The sequence below is a fragment of the Streptomyces sp. NPDC020898 genome (genome assembly GCF_044333925.1).
GTDB lineage: Bacteria > Actinomycetota > Actinomycetes > Streptomycetales > Streptomycetaceae > Streptomyces.
Genome location: NZ_JBIRRV010000002.1, coordinates 162922 through 182213, shown reverse-complemented (window position 1 = coordinate 182213; position 19292 = coordinate 162922). Strand labels below are relative to the sequence as shown.

13 protein-coding genes are annotated in these 19292 nt (G+C 71.9%); 11 read left to right on the top strand and 2 right to left on the bottom strand.

What is annotated here, in order from left to right; all coding sequences use genetic code 11:
* Positions 1–5: 5 nt before the first annotated feature.
* Genes ACH4TV_RS08725 through ACH4TV_RS08705 form a run of 5 tightly spaced genes read left to right on the top strand, consistent with a single transcriptional unit; the run spans position 6 to position 8650 of the window.
* Complete coding sequence (locus ACH4TV_RS08725; RefSeq protein ID WP_398395703.1) at positions 6–5144, top strand: beta-ketoacyl synthase N-terminal-like domain-containing protein; 5139 nt, start codon at positions 6–8, stop codon at positions 5142–5144.
* Positions 5141–5461: an acyl carrier protein gene (locus ACH4TV_RS08720; protein ID WP_398395701.1), complete on the top strand. Its 321-nt coding sequence runs from the start codon at positions 5141–5143 to the stop codon at positions 5459–5461. Before ACH4TV_RS08725 ends, ACH4TV_RS08720 begins: the two co-directional genes overlap by 4 nt.
* Before the next feature lie 2 nt (positions 5462–5463).
* A complete protein-coding gene (locus tag ACH4TV_RS08715; RefSeq protein ID WP_398395699.1) occupies positions 5464–6300 on the top strand; it encodes an alpha/beta fold hydrolase in 837 nt (278 codons plus the stop codon).
* Positions 6297–7511: a glycosyltransferase gene (locus tag ACH4TV_RS08710; protein ID WP_398395697.1), complete on the top strand. Its 1215-nt coding sequence runs from the start codon at positions 6297–6299 to the stop codon at positions 7509–7511. The genes ACH4TV_RS08715 and ACH4TV_RS08710 overlap by 4 nt, the downstream gene beginning before the upstream one ends.
* The gene (locus ACH4TV_RS08705) at positions 7508–8650 is read left to right on the top strand and encodes a class I SAM-dependent methyltransferase (RefSeq protein WP_398395695.1); all 1143 of its coding nucleotides are present in this window, start codon (positions 7508–7510) and stop codon (positions 8648–8650) included. The genes ACH4TV_RS08710 and ACH4TV_RS08705 overlap by 4 nt, the downstream gene beginning before the upstream one ends.
* Positions 8651–8662: 12 nt before the next feature.
* Here ACH4TV_RS08705 and ACH4TV_RS08700 read toward each other — a convergent pair whose 3' ends face one another.
* Together ACH4TV_RS08700 and ACH4TV_RS08695 are read right to left on the bottom strand one after the other, a co-directional pair.
* On the bottom strand, positions 8663–9706 hold the full coding sequence (locus ACH4TV_RS08700; RefSeq protein ID WP_398395693.1) for a YbhN family protein: 1044 nt from the start codon (positions 9704–9706) through the stop codon (positions 8663–8665).
* 265 nt (positions 9707–9971) lie between these two features.
* Positions 9972–10715 (bottom strand): Mut7-C RNAse domain-containing protein, encoded by a 744-nt coding sequence (locus ACH4TV_RS08695; RefSeq protein WP_398395691.1) that lies wholly within the window; start codon positions 10713–10715, stop codon positions 9972–9974.
* Positions 10716–10870: 155 nt separating this feature from the next.
* On the opposite strand from ACH4TV_RS08695, the gene ACH4TV_RS08690 reads away from it, so the two are divergent.
* The 6 genes from ACH4TV_RS08690 (at position 10871) to ACH4TV_RS08665 (ending at position 19280) form a co-directional block, all read left to right on the top strand.
* Positions 10871–12445 carry a serine/threonine-protein kinase gene (locus ACH4TV_RS08690; protein ID WP_398395689.1) on the top strand — a complete coding sequence of 525 codons (1575 nt, stop codon included), beginning with the start codon at positions 10871–10873 and terminating at the stop codon, positions 12443–12445.
* Between the two features lie 124 nt (positions 12446–12569).
* Positions 12570–15443 (top strand): SpoIIE family protein phosphatase, encoded by a 2874-nt coding sequence (locus ACH4TV_RS08685; RefSeq protein WP_398396551.1) that lies wholly within the window; start codon positions 12570–12572, stop codon positions 15441–15443.
* 358 nt (positions 15444–15801) lie between these two features.
* The gene (locus tag ACH4TV_RS08680) at positions 15802–16290 is read left to right on the top strand and encodes a GNAT family N-acetyltransferase (protein WP_398395687.1); all 489 of its coding nucleotides are present in this window, start codon (positions 15802–15804) and stop codon (positions 16288–16290) included.
* Positions 16291–16439: 149 nt separating this feature from the next.
* Positions 16440–17447 carry an amino acid ABC transporter permease gene (locus tag ACH4TV_RS08675; protein ID WP_398395685.1) on the top strand — a complete coding sequence of 336 codons (1008 nt, stop codon included), beginning with the start codon at positions 16440–16442 and terminating at the stop codon, positions 17445–17447.
* The gene (locus ACH4TV_RS08670; protein ID WP_398395683.1) at positions 17444–18232 is read left to right on the top strand and encodes an amino acid ABC transporter ATP-binding protein; all 789 of its coding nucleotides are present in this window, start codon (positions 17444–17446) and stop codon (positions 18230–18232) included. The genes ACH4TV_RS08675 and ACH4TV_RS08670 overlap by 4 nt, the downstream gene beginning before the upstream one ends.
* Before the next feature lie 46 nt (positions 18233–18278).
* Positions 18279–19280: an ABC transporter substrate-binding protein gene (locus ACH4TV_RS08665; RefSeq protein WP_398395681.1), complete on the top strand. Its 1002-nt coding sequence runs from the start codon at positions 18279–18281 to the stop codon at positions 19278–19280.
* The last annotated feature ends 12 nt before the right edge of the window (positions 19281–19292 follow it).

Genomic DNA, 19292 nt, shown 5'->3' with positions numbered 1-19292 from the left:
CGGACATGACGGACCGTCATGCACAAGTATCGGTGGCCATCGTGGGCATGTCGGTGCTGCTTCCCGGCGCCGCCGACCTCGACGCCTACTGGCGGAACCTGCTCGCTGGTACGGACGCCATCACCGAGGTACCCGAGGGACGTTGGGACTCCGACGCCTACTACCGGCCGGACTCCGCCGGTGGCCGTGCCGTCGCCGATCAGGTGTACTGCCGGCGCGGTGGGTTCGTGGACGGGCTGGCGGAGGTGGAGGTCACCCGGTTCGGGATCATGCCGAACTCCGTTGCCGGTACCGAGCCCGACCAGCTCATCGCGCTGAACGTGGCCGCCGCCGCCCTCGCCGACGCGGAAGGCGGGGGCAGGGGCAGGGGCGGGCATGGCGACTTGGACGGCTGGCTGCCCGACCGGCACCGCATCGGCGTCGTCCTCGGCCGGGGCGGCTACCTCACCCCTGGCCTTGTCCGGCTCGACCAGCGGGTCCGTACGGCAGGTCAACTCGTCCGCACACTCGGGGAGTTGCTGCCCGACCTGGACCCCGCCCAACTCGACAGCATCCACGCCGCGTTCACGGACCGGCTCGGTCCCGACAGCCCCGAGTCGGCGATCGGACTGGTGCCCAACCTCGCCGCGTCCCGGGTCGCCAACCGGCTCGACCTGCGCGGACCGGCGTACACCGTGGACGCGGCCTGTGCCTCCTCGCTGGTGGCCGTGGACCAGGCGGTGAGCGAACTGGCGTCCGGACGCTGCGACTTGATGCTGGCCGGCGGGGTCCACCACTGCCACGACATCACCCTGTGGAGCGTCTTCTCGCAACTCCGCGCGCTCTCGCCCAGCCAGCGCATCCGCCCCTTCCACCGGGGCGCCGACGGCATCCTGATCGGTGAGGGCACCGGCGTCGTCGTCCTCAAGCGCCTCGCGGACGCCGAGCGCGACGGAGACAGGATCTACGCCGTCATCCGGGGCACCGGCGTGGCCAGCGACGGCCGCGCCGCCGGGCTCGTCAACCCCGACCCCGGCGGCCAGACCCACGCCGTACGCCAGGCCTGGCAGGCCGCCGGACTCGACCCCGCCCGGCCCGGCTCCCTCGGCCTCCTGGAGGCCCACGGCACGGCGACCCCCGCCGGCGACGCGGCCGAACTGGCCACGCTGGCCGAGGTGTTCGGGTCGCCGGAAAGCGAGAGCGGCGAGGGCACGGCGGTGATCGGCTCCGTGAAGTCGATGATCGGGCACACCATGCCCGCCGCCGGGGTCGCGGGTCTCGTCAAGGCGGCCCTCGCCGTCCACCACGGCATGCTCCTCCCCACCCTCCACTGCGACGACCCGAACCCCGCCCTCGCGGCCACCCGCTTCCGCCCGCTGGACAAGGCGGCACCCTGGGAGACGACGGCCGAACAGCCGGTACGGCGGGCGGCGGTCAACGCGTTCGGGTTCGGCGGGATCAACGCACATGTGGTGTTGGAGGAGGCGCCGGGGGCACGGGCCAGGCGGGTGGCTGCCCCCGGGTCACCGGCGGCCGTGATCGCGACCGTGACCGTCGTCGAGCCCGAGCGTGTACTGCGGCTCGCCGCCGACGACCCCGAGGGCCTCGCCGCCCTCCTGGACGCGGACGACACGACCGTACTCGCCGCCGGTCTCGACCCCACCCGTACACATCCGCAGGCCGGACGCGCCCGGCTCGGCATCGTCGACCCGACCGCGAAGCGGCTCACGCTCGCACGCCGGGCGGTCGCCAAGGGACGGGCGTGGCACGGCCGTAGCGACGTCTGGTTCCGGCCCGAGTCGCTACTCGCTGGCGAAAACGGCGAGTTGGGCAGGCTGGCCTTCGTCTTCCCCGGCCTCGAAGGGGACTTCGAGCCCCGCGTCGACGACATCGCCGCCCACTTCGGCCTGTCCGACGTACTCCCGACCGGTGAACGGGCCGAGGTCGGCGACGTGGGCCGGCACGGCTTCGGGGTCGTCGGGGTCGGGCTGCTGCTCGACCGGGCGCTGCGCCGCATGGGCGTCGTCCCGGACGCCGTGGCCGGGCACAGCGTCGGCGAATGGACCGCCATGACGGCCGCCGGGCTGTACGACGGCGACGAGGTCGGCGCCTTCATGGCGACCTTCGACCCCGACTCGGTCACCGTCCCGGGGCTGGCGTTCGGGGTGATCGGCGCGCCCGCCGAACGGGTACTCACGGCGCTCGCCGAGGAGGGCTGGGCGGACGCCGGCATCGTGCTCTCGCACGACAACGCGCCGGGCCAGTCAATGGTGTGCGGCCCCGACACAGCCGTCGACGAGTTCGTACGGGCGTTCCGTGCCCGGGGTGTGCTCAGCCAGGTGCTGCCCTTCCAATCCGGCTTCCACACCCCCATGTTGGCGCCCTACCTCGCCCCCATCCAGGAGGCCGCGCACCGCTTCCGGATCCACCCGCCGACGGTTCCGGTCTGGTCGGGGACGACGGCGGCGCCCTTCCCGGCGGGCGAGGTGGCGGTACGTGAGCTGTTCGTACGGCACCTGCTGGAACCGGTGCGTTTCCGGCAGCTCGTCGAGGCCCTGTACGCGGCCGGACACCGCACCTTCCTCCAGGTCGGCACGGGGCAGCTCGGCTCCCTCATCGGCGACACGCTGGCGGGCCGCGATCATCTGGTCGTCCCCGCCAACTCCCCGCACCGCGACGGCCTGGCCCAACTCCGGCGTGTGGCTACGGCGTTGTGGGTCGCGGGGCGGGAGACGGTACCGGCACTGCCTCGTCCCGTCCTCGGCGGCGCCCTGAGCAACTCCGCACCCCACACTGCCGGTTCCCCCGACCGCTCCACGGATCCGGCCCACGCAACGGCCTCCGTGCGGGGGAACCGGCCGTCCACCCGTCCGCCCGTTCGGCTCGACCTGGGCGGCGCCCTGGTCTCCTTCGACGAAGAGACGCTCACGCGACTGCGCGCGGAGCTGTCCGCTGGGCGGCCTCAGAGCGCGGTCTCGGCTTCGGCCGCCGGCGCGCTGCCGGGCGTCGGTCCCGCTCCGGCGAACCCTCGGGTGCCGGGGTCGGAGGTGGCCCAACGGGCCCGTACTGCTGGGGTTTTGGGTGCCTCGGAGTCATCGGCTACCGCGAGGTCGCCGATCGGCACCGCCGGGCCGATATCGTCGCTGGACGCGCTCGCGGGCCGGTTCCCCGCCGCCGCCGAACTCGGCGCGCTGCTGCGGGAGACGGCGGACACCGCCGCTGAGCTGATCGGCGCGAGCCGTCGCCGTCCGGGTTCCGCCGCGGCCCACGCCGACGGCTCCGTTCCGGGCTCGGGCGGGCCCGCCGGGGGTACCGGTCTGGCCGGCCCGGTCGGCACCGCACTCACCGGGGTTTCCCGGCGGGCCTCCGTGACGCCGGCCGGGGCTTCTCCGCAGGCCCTTGTCACGCCCACCGGAGTAGCCGCGGCGCCCCCCACCCCACCGACCGCCGTACCTCACCACGCCCCGGGCTTCCCCACCCACGGCGGTCGACCGATCCCCCCGGCACCGCCATCGCCCCCGGCGGCCCAGGACGCCCCACCCCCCTGGCGCACCACGGTCCACGTATCCCCGGACACCATGCCGTACCTCCTCGACCACTGCTTCTTCCCGCAGCGCCCCGGCTGGCCGGACGTGGCCGACCGGTGGCCGGTGGTCCCGGCGACGACGATCGTGCAGCTCATCATGGAAGCGGCCCAGCAGTCGGCCCGACCTGAGTCCGAGCAACTGCCCGTAGCCGTCCACGCGGCCCGCTTCGACCAGTGGCTCACCGCCACCCCACCGGTCGACGTGGACGTGACCGTCACCCCCGTCCCCGCGACCCCCACCCACCGCGCCGTCTCCTTCGGCCCCCGAGCCCGAGCCACGGTCGAACTCGCCCCCGCCTACCCGGAGTCGGCGGCCCGCCCCACCCCCTGGCCCACCGACCCCACCACCGAACGCACCCCCGACCACACCGCCGCCCAGCTCTATGCCGAGCGCTGGATGTTCCACGGCCCGGCGTTCCAGGGGGTCACCGAACTCACCGCGATCGGCGAGGCGCACGTACGGGGAGTCATCACGACCCCGCCCGCGCCCGGCTCGCTCCTCGACAACGTCGGACAGATCCTCGGCTACTGGATCATGGCGACGCGCACCGAGCGGACGGTCGTGTTTCCGGTGGGAATGCGGGAGATGAGGTTCTACGGGCCGCATCCCGCCCCCGGAACCGACGTCGACTGCTTCGTCCGGATCACCTCACTCACCGACACTGTCCTCGAAGCCGACGTCCAACTCACCGTCGACGGCCAGGTCTGGGCCGTGCTGAGCGGCTGGCAGGACCGGCGCTTCGACAACGACCCGCAGACCAAGCCTGTCGAACGCTTCCCCGAGCGCAACACCCTCTCCGAGGCCCGCCCGGGCGGCTGGGCGCTCCTCCACGAACGCTGGCCCGACCTCGCCTCGCGCGACCTCATCATGCGCAACTCCCTTGGCGGGAACGAGCGTTCGCAGTACGAGCGGCACGCGCCGCGCGGTCGTCGGCAGTGGCTGCTCGGCCGGATCGCCGCCAAGGACGCCGTACGGCGGTGGCTCTGGGAGCAGGAGGGCGAGGGGGACGTGTTCCCGGCGGAGCTCCAGGTGCACAACGACGACTTTGGGCGGCCGTACGTCACCGGAGTGCACGGTCGGATCCTCCCCCCGCTGGACATCTCGCTCGCCCATTCGGCCGAGGCGGGGGTGGCGATCGTCCGGCCGCACCGGCCCGGTTCCGCCCCCGGCACAGGTCCCGGCATCGACATCGAGGAAGTCGTCGAGCGGCCCGCCTCGACCCTGGCCACCGCCCTCGGCCTGGCCGAACTCGCCCTGCTGCGTGCCCAGTCCACCGCTGATGGCGAGTCCGAGGAGGCGCTCTGGTTCACCCGCTTCTGGGCCGCCAAGGAAGCCGTCGCGAAGGCGGAGGGCACCGGATTCGCGGGCAGGCCAAGGGACTTCGCGGTGCGGGAGGTACTGGCGCCCGACAGGTTGCTGGTCGCCGGCCGACTCGCACCGGCCTACACCGTGCACTGCGAACGGACCGGCAATCCCCCCGGACTGCCGGACAGGGAGTACGTCGTGGCCTGGACGACCGGATCGGCCGTGGAAGCCGTAGAAGTCGCAGCAACAAGTAAAAGGGAGTTGGAGCGATGAGCCTCAACGGGCAAAGGACCGGAACGGTCGGCGAGGAGGCGGTGCTCGCCGACATCGCGGGCATGCTCGCGGCCCTCCTCGACGAGTACGGCCTCGACGACGTCGAGATCCGTATGGACACCACCTTCAACCGCGACCTGGAGCTGGAGAGCATCGACCTGGTGACGCTGGCCGGGCTGCTGGAGGAGAAGTACGGCAACCGGGTCAACTTCGCCGAGTTCCTGGCCGGGATGGAGTTCGACGAGATCATCGAACTCACCGTCGGGCGGCTCGTCGAGCACGTCGTCGCCAGTCTCAAAGCGGCGGAGGCGGGCTGACCATGGCGATCGTCGACATCGGTGGCGGCCTCAGACTGCACGCCCAGCGCATCGGCCCGCGCGGCGACCGGCCCGTCACCGCCACCGCCGTACTGGTCCACGGTCTGCTCACCGACAGCCTGGCCAGCTACTACTTCACCGTGGCACCGGCGTTCGCCGCCTCAGGCATCGACGTCGTCATGTACGACCTGCGCGGCCACGGCCGCTCCACCCGCCCCGCCACCGGCTACACCCTCGACGACAACATCGACGACCTGGAGGCCCTCCTCGACCGCCTTGAGGTGACCGGCCCGGTCCATCTCGTCGGCAACTCGTACGGCGGGACAGTCGCGTTCGGATACGCCGCCCGCCACCCCGAGCGGGCGGCGAGCGTCTCCCTCATCGAGTCGGAACCGGCAACTGCCGCCTGGGCGGGCAAGCTTGACGGCATCCTCGGCCGCGTCATGCACGAACTCGCCCACAACGAGGCCGACGCCATCGCCTGGATCACCGCCAACCGCAGCCAGAACACCGCCCGCCTCGCCAAGGGAGCCGCCCGGCTGGCCCGCGAGACCACCCTCGCCCAGGACATCCCCGCCAGCCGTGTACTGACCGAGGACGACATAAGTTCCGTACGCTGCCCGGTCCTTGGCGTGTACGGCGGTGACTCGGACCTCGCCGAACTGGTGCCCTGGCTGGAGTCGGTGCTGCCCGACTGCCGGACCGTCGTCGTGCCGGGTCACGAACACTCCGTGCTGGTTGAGGCGTCGGGGACGGTGGGCGGGCACATCCTGTCGCTCATTCACAGTGCCGGTGCCGGTGTCCCGGTTCAGCTGGCGGGGGCGGCGGAAGCGCGGTGAGCCGGTTCCTGTTCGTCGTGCCGCCGCTCGTCGGGCACATCAACCCGGCCGTCGGTGTCGCCGCCGAACTCGCCGTGCGCGGACACGAGTCGGCCTGGGCGTGCGCCGACCCGGGGCTCGTTCGGCGGCTCGCGGGAGAGGACGCCACCGTCTTCCCGTGCGCGGGGCCCGTCCCCGGCTCCGGTGACGGCGTACGGCCGCCGGACATGCGGGGACCCGAGGCGCTGAAGTTCCTCTGGGAAGGGTTCCTGGCCCCGCTCGCCGAGGAGATGGCACCCGGAGTCGCCGCCGCTGTGGGGGAGTTCGCGCCGGACGTCGTCGTCGCCGACCAACAGGCCCTCGCCGGAGGCCTCGTCGCCGAGCGGCTGGGCGTGCCCTGGGCCACCTCGGCCACCACCTCGGCCGAGTTCACCGACGTACTGTCCGGCATGCCCAAGGTGGCGGAGTGGCTGGACGAGCTGCTCGGCGGGCTGCGGGGGAAAATCGGGGATCCCGCCCGTCGCGCCGATCCGCGGTTCTCCCCGCACCTCGTACTCGCTTTCAGCACACCGGAGTTCGTCGGCGCGGACGCCCGGACGGGCGACCAGATCCGCTACGTCGGCCCGTCGATCGCCGACCGCCCCGCCCCGCCCGGCTTCCCCTGGGCCTGGCTCGACCCCGCCCGCGCCACCGTCCTGGTCACCCTCGGCACCGCCAACACCGACGTCGGCGCACGATTTCTGACGGGGTGTCAGGTTGCCGCGGTGGAGCGAGCGGACCGGATGCAGACGGTGATCGTCGATCCGGCGGGCGTACTCGGAAGCGCTGCAGAGGGTGCTGCAGAGGGTGAGGACAAGGACGTACTGATCGTGCCCTTCGTCCCCCAACTCCCGCTCCTGGAACGGGTCGACGCCGTCGTCTGCCATGCCGGGCACAACACCGTGTGTGAGGCGCTCTGGCACGGGGTTCCGCTGGTCGTCGCGCCGATCCGGGACGATCAGCCCGTGGTCGCCGGGCAGGTGGCCGAGGCGGGGGCGGGCATCCGGGTGCGGTTCGGGCGGGTCACCGCGCCGAAACTGGGCGCCGCGATCGACGCCGTACTGCACGAGCCGGGCTACCGGGTCGCGGCGGGCCGCATCCGTACCGCGTTCCGGGCCGCGGGGGGTGCCTCAGCGGCGGCAACCCATCTTGAGCAACTGGCCATCGCTACGCCTGCCGAGGAGACCGCATGAGTGACGACGAGCACGAGCCACAGCCGCAGCCACAAGTGCAACCGCAAGTGAAGCCTGAGGTCGAGGTCGAAGCCGAACAGGCTCCGAGCCGTACCGAGCAGGTCGCCGCCCTCCGCCCCGCCTACCAGGACGATCTCGCCGACGGACTCGACCGGTTCTTCGAACCCCCGCGCACCAGTTGTCCCTGGTGCGGCTCGGTCCGGTTGGAGACGCGGCTGCGGACCACCGACCTGCTCCAGCACAAGCCGGGACGGTTCGTGCTCGACCGCTGCCAGGACTGCCGGCACACCTTCCAGAACCCCCGGCTCAACGGCGCGGGCCTGGAGTTCTACTACCGTGACTTCTACGACGGACTCGGCGAGAAGCAGCTCGGCAACACCTTCGCGAGCCGGACGAAAATGTACGAGCAGCGCGCCCGTGCCCTGCTCCCCTTCGACGACGCGCCGAAGACCTGGCTCGACGTCGGCACCGGGCACGGTCACTTCTGCGAGGCCGCCCGGGGTGTCCACTCCGGTACGACCTTCGACGGGCTGGACTTCACCGACGGCGCCGAACTCGCCGAGCGGGCCGGGCGGGTCGAGCGCGGCTACCGGGGCAGCTTCACCGAGCTGGCCCCCGAACTAGCCGCCCGTTACGACGTCGTCAGCATGTTCCACTACCTGGAGCACAGCACCGAGCCCCCGCTCGAACTGGAGGCCGCGCGGCAGGCCATCCGCCCCGGCGGACACCTCGTCATCGAGGTCCCCGACCCGGACAGCCGCTACGCCCGGCTGCTCGGCCGCTGGTGGCTGCCCTGGCTCCAGCCCCAGCACCTGCACTTCGTCCCCGTCGCCAACCTGCGGCAACGGCTCACCGACCTCGGTTTCACCGTCGTCCTGGAGCAGCACGCCGAGCCGCACGACCCCGTCGACCTGCTCGCCGCCACCTGGCTGGCCCTCGACAACACCGCCCCGCGCGACAACCTCCCGTGGCTCCCGCACCCACCGAACGCCCTGCGCCGCACCTTGCGCGGAGCCCTGCTGCTGGCCGGCGTCCCGGCCCTCATCCTGGGCACACTGCTGGACCGCTTCGCCGTCCGGCCGGTCTCGCACCGCCTGGGCGTCTCCAACGCGTACCGCCTGGTGGCGCGGCGGGACTGAGCCCGAAGCGCGCTACAACACCTTGGCGCGCACCAGCGCCGACAGGACGAGGGCGCCCGGCAGCAGCGGCAGCCAGACCGTCAGGACGCGGAAGCCGACGACGGTCGCGGCGGCCAGGGGCAGCGGGGCGCCCATCGCGGCCAGCGTGAACACCAGGGCCGCGTCCACCGGGCCGATCCCGGCCGGCGCGGGTACGGCGCCGACCGCGGCGCTCGCCGCGAGATACGCGAAGAGCACGTCCGGCCACGGCACCGGCAGGCCGAGCGAGGCCCCGACGCAGGCCAGCACCGCCGCCTGGCAGAGCGAGAAGCCCGCGGCACCGCCCCAGAGCGCGACGACCCGGGCGGGCCGGGTGTGCAGCAGCCGTGCGTCGGTCAGGGCGGTGCGCAGACCGTCGATCAGCGGGCGCCGCAACGGGCGTACGAGGGCCAGCACCAGGGTCACGGCGACCCCGACGCCGGCCACGGCCCCGGCGACGGGCAGCAGTGTTCCCTCGTCCGGGAGGAGGTCGGCGGTACCCAGGGAGGTCGGGAAGGTGGCCAGGAGCACGAGGATCACCAGGAGCTTCGCGACCGGTTTGACCAGCGAGTACAGGGCGAGGGACGCGGTCGCCCGGGCCAGCGGGATACCCCGGCCGGTCAGGAAGCGCAGGGTGACGGCGTGGGCGCCGAGTCCGGCCGGAAGGACGTTGTTGGCGGCGCCGGCGGCGAACTGCGAGGCAAGCAGCAGCCCGGGCGGCAGCCGCTCGGGGATCGCCCCCTGCCGGGCGAAGGCGGCGGACACCCAGCACAGGAGCGTGAACGCGGCCCCGATCGCCAGCCACCCGGGATCGGCGGTGGTGAGCCGCCGGGCCCCGTCGTGCAGCACCCGCCAGTTGTCCGCCGCCCACACCCCGATGAGCAGGAGCGGCAGCAGACAGAGCACCCGGCGAGCGTGCCGGGCACCGGGGAACCGCCGGAAGCGGGAAACCTGAGAGGAGCAGTCCGCGGCGCCCTGGAGAGGGACCGGGACCATCGGAGCGGGTGGGGCTATGGGAACTACGGGCAACGAGGACACAGCGCGCGTCGTCCTTCCGCGTGGCGCCCACGCGGAACGGGGCGAACGGGGGGATGTGAAGAGCGAGGCAAGCGGGACAGCAGGAGCGTTCCCAGTCCGTGTGACGGGGTGGTGTCCAGGAACAGAAGGGGTGAGGGCGGACGGGTGACACAAATGATGCCTGCATCTTTATTTACGGAGTCTCCCCCCGCCACCACCGGTCGATGCCTCAATCGTGAGCCGGATCACACTGGTGGCGTCCAGGAGCGGCGGCACGGGGGCGTGATCACACCGACAGACCCGCCGCCCCGCCGAACTCGCGCACCGCGCCCTCGACGATCGCCTCCAGGCGTGCGTGGTGGGCGCCCCGCCAGTACAGGCGTTCGCAGACGGCGCACTGGGCGAAGACGTCGTACGTACGCCGGGTGCCGTCCTCCAGTTTCGCCCCGACTGTCTCCTTGTCGGCCTCCGCCAGCCGGCCGTTGCAGGCGGTGCACCGTGTCCAGGGGGCGAGGGCGGGCGCGAACCGGTCCAGGACGTCGCGGAGTTGGTCGTCCGGGCGGTCGCTGTAGATGTACGCGCCGGCCCACAGTTCCCGGCGTCGTAGCAGGCCACGGTCCCGGGAGAGCAGGACCCGCTGTTCCGCCGCCGACAACGCGGCGAGGGCCGGGTCGCCGATGTCCTCGTTCTCGTACGCGGCGTCGATGCCCAGCAGCCGGAGTCGGCGGGCGAGCGTGCCCAGGTGGACGTCGAGGAGGAACCGCAGGGGTGCCCCAGGCACCGGTTGGGGTCTGACGACGGCGGCGACCTCCACCGTCTCGCCGGCGCGCGGCACATGGGACACCGGTACCTCCTGGCCGTCGACCAGCAGCCGTCCGGCCTCGGTGAGCGGTACGCCCAGCGACTCCACCACGTGCCCGAGCGAGGACGAACCGTCGGTGACCACGGTCGTGCGCCCCGCGCGTCGCTCGGCGGCGACGAAAAGGCGCAGGTCAGGGGCGAAACTGATCACGATCTCCGGTCTGCTCACCTTGCCAGCATGTCACCGACCGGGTCGGCCCCGCCCGGCAGTTTCCGGCCACGGACGCCGACGGGGGCGGGCTCTCCGGCCGCTGTCGGTGGCGTGGACTACTGTCGGCGCTCTCAACACCGGGGGCAGACGGTTTCGCTGGGGGACACGGCAGCATGCAGTTCGAACGTACGGGCGTGCCCGGTTACGAGGTCGTCGAGGTTCTCGGCCAGGGCGGGTTCGCCACTGTCTACCGGGCGCACCAACTGGCCGTGGGCCGCGAGGTCGCCCTCAAGATGGACAGCCGGGTTCTGGCCACCGACCGCGACCGGCAGCGGTTCCTGCGCGAGGTCACGGCCGCCGGTCAGCTGTCGGGCCATCCGCATGTGGTGGCGGTGTACGACGCCGGGGTGCTCGACAACGGCCGCCCGTACATGGTCCTGGAGTTGTGCCCCGGCGGTTCGCTCGGCGACCGGCTCCACCGGCAGGGTCCGTTCCCGGCCGCCGAGGCGCGGGACATCGGGGTGCGCATCGCCGACGCACTGGCCGCGGCCCACGCCGCCGGGGTGCTGCACCGCGACATCAAGCCGGGCAACATCATGATCGACCGGTACGGAAACGTCGGCCTCGCCGACTTCGGGCTGGCCGCGATGCCCCGGGCGGGCCAGGAACTGTCGGTCACCCGGGAGGCGTTGACGCCCGCGTACGCCCCGCCGGAGGCGTTCCGGCTGGCCGATCCGACGCCCGCCGGGGACGTCTACTCCCTGGCCGCCACGATCTACGCCCTCGTGCACGGCAGGCCCCCGCACTTCCCGGAGGAGGGCAGCCTCGGCATAGCGGAGGTCATCGTGCGGCACACCTGGCCGCTGCCGGACCTGCCCGGCGTGAGCCCACGCTTCACCGAGGTCCTCCGCCACGCCATGGCCCCGGACCCGGCCGACCGGCTGCCGAGCGCGGCGGCGTTGCGGGACGCGCTGGCCGCCGTAGACCTGGCTGATCCGGGCGCCGGGGGCGGGGCGGGGGCCGCGGTGCCCGCGACGAGCGGCCGGTACTTCGCGCCGCACCCCGTCACCTTCACCGGGTCTCCGCCCGTCGCCCTGCCCACCACCGCCGTGCCGCCGGCCGCCCGTCGGCGGAAGGGGCGCGTGCGGGTGACGGTCGGGATCGTGGCGGTGGCCTTCGTCGGTACGGGCGGGACGGTGGCGTACCAGTACCTGCCGCCCGCGACGACCGCGGCGCCCAACGCCGGACCCAGCGCCTTCGCCTCCGCCTCCGCCTCCGCCTCCGGGACGGGCGGGACCGTCCAGGCCCAGAACGCGGGCTTCGGTGTACCCACGACGACCGAGGACTGTCCGGCGACCGTCGTCGCCGGGGTGGACGGCCGCTGCACCACGACCGCCGAGTGCTGGGGCGGCATGGTCGTCACCGTCGGCATCGTCGCCGTGAACCGCGCCGACTGCGTGGTGGAGCACCCGTGGGAGACCTTCGCGATCGCCCCGCTCCCGTCCGACGGGATGACCAACAACCAGAAGGAACTGGTCAACCACCCCGACGTGCGCAGACTCTGTTCGAGCGAGGTGCTGGCCGAGTCCAGACGCGGCGACGCACTCAAGATCGGCCCCGACCGCTGGACCATCGACGTGATCCCGCCCTCGCAGTCCGAGTACGCCGACGGACTCCGGGTCATGCGGTGCGTGGCGACTGTCAGCGGGGAGCAGTCGACAGGGGCGTACTTCCGGCCCCGGGCGTGAGAAGGCCACGAGCCATCGACCCTCTGTGATCAGCATCACAGAGGGTCTAGAGTGGAATCGCTTGGAGGACCCCTGGCGCCAAGCCGAACAGCGGCACGCGGTGGGCTCCCTCCAGGTCAGGGAAGTGATCCCGTTGTCGGTCGCCTGGGACGACATCGGCGGCCTCGTCGATGCTCACGAGCGGTTCCTGGCCGGTGCGCGGGTCGACTCGGACGTACGGGACTCGGTGCTCGACTCGTGGAAGCGGTGCCGGTACGCAGGGGTCGAACCGGACCGGCTGCTGGTCCCGTACGCACCGGACCTCGCGCTGGACCAGCGAGTCCTGCGTGCGGCCCACCCCGTGCTGAAGCGGCTGACCGCCTCGCTCGCCGACGTGAACATGACCGTGGCGCTCTGTGACGGACAGGCCCGCATGATCGAGCGGTACGGCGGGAACAGGCGGCTGCGCGCCCGCCTCAACGACGTGAACTTCGCCCCCGGATTCGACATCTCCGAAAGCGCCGTCGGCACCAACGGCGTCGGCACCGCGCTGGCCGGGCGCGGCCTCGTCTTCGTCGCCGGCCGTGAGCACTTCGCCGACTGTCTGCAGCCGTTCTCCTGTGCGGGCGCGCCCATCCGCAACCCCCTCAGCGGCCGTATCGAAGCCGTCCTCGACCTCACCTGTCTGCGCGACGACGGCGACCCCGCGATGATGCGGCTGGTCCGCGAAGCCGTACGTGACATCGAGGCGCGGCTGCTGGAGCAGGCCACGGAACGGGAGCAGGCGCTGCTCACGGCGTACCGGCGGGCCGGCCACGACGCCGACGGAGGGCAACGTGACGTCGGCGGCTGGCCGCCGCAGCCCCAGGACCGGCTCCAGCCCCTGCCCGCGCCCACCGGCCGCAGCGCCACCCACGACGGCAGCGCGCTCGGCCCGATCGACCTGGCCGTGCTGCGTGAGAAGGCCGAGGAACTGATCGCCGCCCCGCACCGCACCCTCGACGAGGTCGTCCTCTCCGGCGGGCGGACCGCCACCCTGCTGCGCCGCCAGGTCAGCGGAGCGGCGGGCGAGTCGGGTGTGGTCGTCGAGGCCCGGGTCCTCGGCGGCCCGCGCCTGCGCCACGCCGGTCCCGTCAGCACCCCGCCGGTGGGTGTCCCGACCGTGCCGCCGCCGGCACCGCAGCCGACCCGGACGCCCACCGCCGTCCTGCCCCCTGTCATCCTGCGCGCCGTCCCCGAACCGGCCCCACCGCCTGCCCCGGAGTCCACCGACACCGGCACCGACACCGACGCCTGGCTGCTCCTCGTCGGCGAGCCCGGCGTCGGGCGGCTCGCCGTGCTGGCCCGCAGACGGCTGGAGCTGCTGCACGACGCCGGGGTCCGGATCGGCACCACCCTGGACGTCACCCGCACCGCCGAGGAACTGACGGAGGTCGCCGTTCCCCGGTTCGCCGACTTCACGGCCGTCGACCTGCCCGACTCCGTGCTCAGGGGAGAGGAGCCGGGGCCGCTCGGCGCGGACACCCCGCTGCGCCGGGTCGCGCTGAGCGCCGTACACGAGGAGTCGTGGCTGTACGAGGTCGGTGACGCGGTCCAGTACGTCTCCTCCACGCCGCAGGCCCGCGCGCTGGAGGGCAGACAGCCCGTTCTCGAACCCACGCTGACCGTGGACGGCGGCTGGATCGCCCAGGATCCCGTGCGAGGCGAGCGCATCCTCAGGACCGGGATCCACTCGCTCATCACCGTGCCGCTGCGGGCCCGGGGCGTGATCCTCGGCGTGGTCTGCTTCTACCGTTCCGAGCGGCCCGCCCCGTTCGAGGACGACGACCTGTCCCTCGCCCAGGAGCTGGCCGGACGTGCGGCGATCTGCGTCGACAACGCCCGCCGCTACACCCGCGAACGCAACACCGCGCTCGCCCTCCAGCGCAGTCTGCTCCCGCGCGGGCGGTCCGAGCAGAACGCCGTCGAGGTCGCCTACCGCTATCTGCCCGCGCAGGCCGGGGTCGGCGGCGACTGGTTCGACGTCATCCCGCTGTCCGGCGCGCGCGTGGCACTGGTGGTGGGGGACGTCGTGGGACACGGGCTGCATGCCGCGGCCACCATGGGGCGGCTGCGTACTGCCGTGCACAACTTCTGCGCGCTGGACCTGGCGCCCGAGGAACTCCTCACCCACCTCGACGACCTGGTCGGACGGCTCGACCGGGGCGAGGGCTGGGCCGTGGAGAACACCCACCAGGACGCGGGGATCATCGGCGCCACCTGTCTGTACGCCGTCTACGACCCGGTGTCCCGGCGCTGCGCCCTCACCCGCGCCGGGCACCCGGTTCCGGCGATCGTCGGACCCGACGGCACCGTGGACTTCGTCGACCTGCCGCCGGGGCCGCCGCTCGGGCTCGGTGGGATGCCCTTCGAGACCGTCGAGCTGGAACTCGCCGAGGGCAGCCAACTGGTGCTCTACACCGACGGGTTGATCGAGGACCGGCTCCGGGACATCGACGTCGGCATGGACAAGCTCCGTGCCGTCCTGGCCTGCGTCGGCCGGGCACCGGAGGACACCTGCGAGGCGGTCCTCGACGCGCTGCTCCCCGCCCGGCCCAGTGACGACGTGGCTCTGCTGGTCGCCCGTACGCACGCGTTGGGGCCCGGACAGGTCGCCCAGTGGCAGGTGCCCAACGACCCGGCGTTCGTCTCCCGGGCCCGCATGCTGGTCATCGACCAGCTCGCCGCCTGGCGTCTTGACGAACTGGCCTTCACCACCGAGCTCGTGGCCAGCGAACTGGTCACCAACGCCATCCGCCACGCCACCGGCCCGGTCCAGCTCCGGCTGCTCCGCGACCGCGCCCTGATCTGCGAGGTCTCGGACGGCAGCAGCACCTCACCACGACTGCGCCGCGCCCGCACCGAGGACGAGGGTGGCCGGGGCCTCTTCCTCGTCGCCCAGCTCACCGAACGCTGGGGCACCCGCTACACGGCCGACGGCAAGATCATCTGGACCGAACAGCCTCTGCCGTCCCCGTGAGCTGTGCGCTGTGAGCCGCTGTTCGACCTGTCCGGCATCCGGGCGGTGGCTTGACGGATGAGTGAGCTGTACTGCTCAATTGTTCGCATGGATGCCCAGCAGCAGCGCTTGGTCTCGCGCGGCCACATCGACCTCTGTCGAGTGTGCTCCGCCGCGTGTCGCGCCTGACTCGGTAGAGGGCCGTCTGACCGGCCCTTCCCTCCCGGCTTCTCTCGCTTCCCCGGCTCCTCCTTCTTTTCTTGCTCCCTCTCCCTCCATGCCCTCGGCGTGCGGTCAACCGCGGCCGTACGCAGGGCTGTTCAGTCCTGCCTGCGTGTAGGGGAACCCGAGAAAGGCGCTCTTCTTCGTGCAACCCTCGTTGCCCGTAACCGAATTGACGGTCAGTCAAGTCCCTGTGTCCGACCCTCGCGTGAAGCCCCTGCTGCGTGAACTCGGCGACGAGTACTCCACCCGCTACGGCAAGGACGCCCACGCCGAACTCGCCCGCTACCCCGACGAGGAGTTCACGCCGTCGTACGGAGGCGTGCTGCTCCTGCTCCTCGAACGCGGCGAGCCGGTCGCGGGCGGCGCGTTCCGCCGGTACGACGCGAGCACGGCGGAACTGAAACGGATCTGGACCCACTCCGCGCACCGGCGGCGCGGTCTGGCCCGCCGGGTCGTCGACGAACTGGAGCGCGAGGCGGGCGCCCAGGGCTACCGGCGCGTCTACCTCACCACCGGCCCCCACCAGCCGGAAGCCCGCGCCCTCTACCTGGCCACCGACTACACACCCCTCTTCGACACGACTGCCGACCCGGAAACCATCGGCAAGCTGCCTTTCGAGAAGCACCTCACCCCACGCCCCTGAACGGTCCTGGCTGAAGTCGGCCGCGCGCAGCGCCCGACTTCAGGGGCGCGGGGAACTGCGCGACAAGCCCCCACCCGCCGGTAGCACATCACCAAGCCCAACCACCCCTCACCCTTCCCCCCACCCCTCGATCCGGACAGGAACCCACTATGGGCATCGCCACCGACTCCACAGCACCACCCGGGAGCACCGAGACCTCACCGCCACCGCCACCGCCCCGTCCGGAGGACCCCGCCTCCCTGAAAGTCATCCCCGTCCGTCACTACGCCCGCTGGGTGGCGGCCGCCGCCGTGGCCGTGCTGGTCGCCCAGTTCGCGCACGGCCTGGCCACCAACCCCGTCTGGGAGTGGGGCGTCTTCGGCGACTACGTGCTGTCCGAGACGATCGTCCAGGCGGTCGGCGTGACCCTCCAACTCACCGCCTACGCAACGGTGTTGGGCTTCCTTCTCGGTACGGTGCTGGCCTTCATGCGGCTTTCGCGGAGCCCCGTGCTGCAGACCGTCGCCTGGACCTACATCTGGATCTTCCGGTCGATCCCGATGATCGTCCAGCTGGTGTTCTGGTTCAACTTGGGTGCCCTGTACCAGGAGTTGGGAGTCGGCATCCCCTTCGGCCCGGTGTTCTGGTCCGTCGACAGCAACACCCTGATCGGCACCATCGGCGCCGCAATCATCGGACTGACGCTGCATCAGGCCGCGTACGCCGCCGAGATCGTCCGGGGCGGGGTCATCGCCGTCGACCACGGGCAGCTGGAGGCCGCCGCCGCGCTGGGCATTCCCCGGCTGCGGCAGATACGGCGGATCGTGCTCCCGCAGGCCATGCGCGCCATCCTGCCCACGGCGGGCAACGAGATCGTCGGCCTGCTCAAGGGCACCTCGGTGGTCTACGTGATGGCGATCGGCGAGCTCTTCTACCAGGTCCAGGTCGTCTACGGCCGCAACGGCCGGGTGATCCCGCTGCTGCTGGTCGCCACCGCCTGGTACGTCGTACTCACCTCCCTGCTGTCGGTCGCCCAGTACTACGTGGAGCGCCACTTCGCCCGTGGGGCCAACCGGACCCCGCCGCCCACCCCGCTCCAGCGCGTCCGGCGCCTCGTACGCGACCTGAGTGCCGCGGCGGCGCAGCGGAGCCACCAGCCCCTGGGAGGTACCCGATGAGTGACGTGACGGTGGACGTGACGGTGGACGTGATGGTGGACGTCCGTGGCGTCCACAAGAGCTTCGGTCCGCTGGAGGTGCTGCGCGGCGTCGATCTCCAGGTCCGGGCCGGCGAGGTCACCGTGATCCTCGGCCCGTCGGGCTCGGGGAAGTCCACGCTGCTGCGCACCATCAACCACCTGGAGAAGGTCAACCGCGGCTGGATCAGCATCGACGGCGAGCTGATCGGCTACCGGCGCTCCGGCGACAAGCTGCACGAGCTGCGGGAGAGGGACGTACTGAAGCAACGTACCCACATCGGGTTCGTCTTCCAGAACTTCAATCTCTTCCCGCATCTCACCGTGCTGGAGAACCTCGTCGAAGCGCCCGTCTCCGCGCTGCGCCGCCCGCGCAAGGAGGCCGTCGCCACCGCCGAGCGGCTCCTCGACCGGGTCGGTCTCACCGACAAGAAGGCCGCCTACCCACGGCAGTTGTCCGGCGGCCAACAGCAGCGCGTCGCCATCGCCCGCGCACTCGCCCTCGAACCCAAGGTGCTCCTCTTCGACGAGCCGACCTCGGCGCTCGACCCGGAGCTGGTCGGCGAAGTCCTGGACGTCATCAAGGACTTGGCCGGTACCGGCACCACCATGATCGTCGTCACTCACGAGATCGGCTTCGCCCGCGAGGTCGCCGACACCGTGGTGTTCATGGACGGCGGAGTCATCGTCGAACAGGGCCCGCCCGCTGCCGTACTGGACGCCCCGCAACACGACCGGACCCGCGCATTCCTCTCCAAGGTCCTCTGAACCGCCCCTACTTGACTGTTCGACATCCCACGCAAGGAGTACGACCGTGTCCGTCAGCCTCAGCTTCAACGTTGCCCGTCGATCCACCGCAGCCGCCCTGGGACTGGCCGCCGCGCTGGTCCTCGCCGGCTGCGCCAACCCCTCGGACGGCGGTACCACCGAGGTCGCGGCCACGAAGGGCGCCGGCAGCGGTACGACGATCAATCTGAGCCCCGACCAGAACCGGATTACCACCGGCAAGGTCGACTCCATCGCGGCCGAGGTGCCGGAGAGGATCCGCGAGAGAGGCACCCTGGAGATCGTCAACTCCTCCACCGGATCGGCGCCGTTGGGCTTCTTCGCCACCGACAACAAGACGGTCATCGGCGTCGAGCCCGACCTCGCCCATCTCGTCGCCGAAGTGCTGGGCCTCGAGCCGCACTTCAACTCCGTCTCCTGGGAGAACATCTTCGTCGGCCTCGACAGCGCCAAGTACGACGTCGGCATCAGCAACATCACCGTCACCGAGGAGCGCAAGGAGAAGTACGACTTCGCCACCTACCGCGAGGACAACCTGGGCTTCGAGGCGAAGAAGGGCAGCGGTCTGAAGATCACCGGGCCCGCGGACGTGGCGGGCAGGACGGTCGCCGTGGGCAGCGGCACCAACCAGGAGAAGCTGCTCGTCGAGTGGAGCAAGGAGAACGAGACGGCCGGCCGGAAGCCGGTGGACATCAAGTACTACCAGAGCGACAGCGACACCTATCTCGCCCTCCAGTCCGGCCGGATCGACCTCTACCTCGGCCCCAACCCGAACGCCGCCTACCACGCGGCCAGCACCGGGAAGACGGAGGTCGTCGGCACGTACTCCGGCGCCGGCGCCACCCTCCAGGGCCTCATCGCGGCCACCACCAAGAAGGACAGCGGTCTGGTCAAGGCGCTCGCCGGCGCGCTCGACGAGATCATCGAGAACGGCACGTACGCAAAGGTGCTGAAGCGCTGGGGCCTGTCCGACGAGGCGGTGACCACGTCGGAGATCAACCCGCCCGGCCTGCCCCTGACCGACAAGTAGCGGACCAGGGCG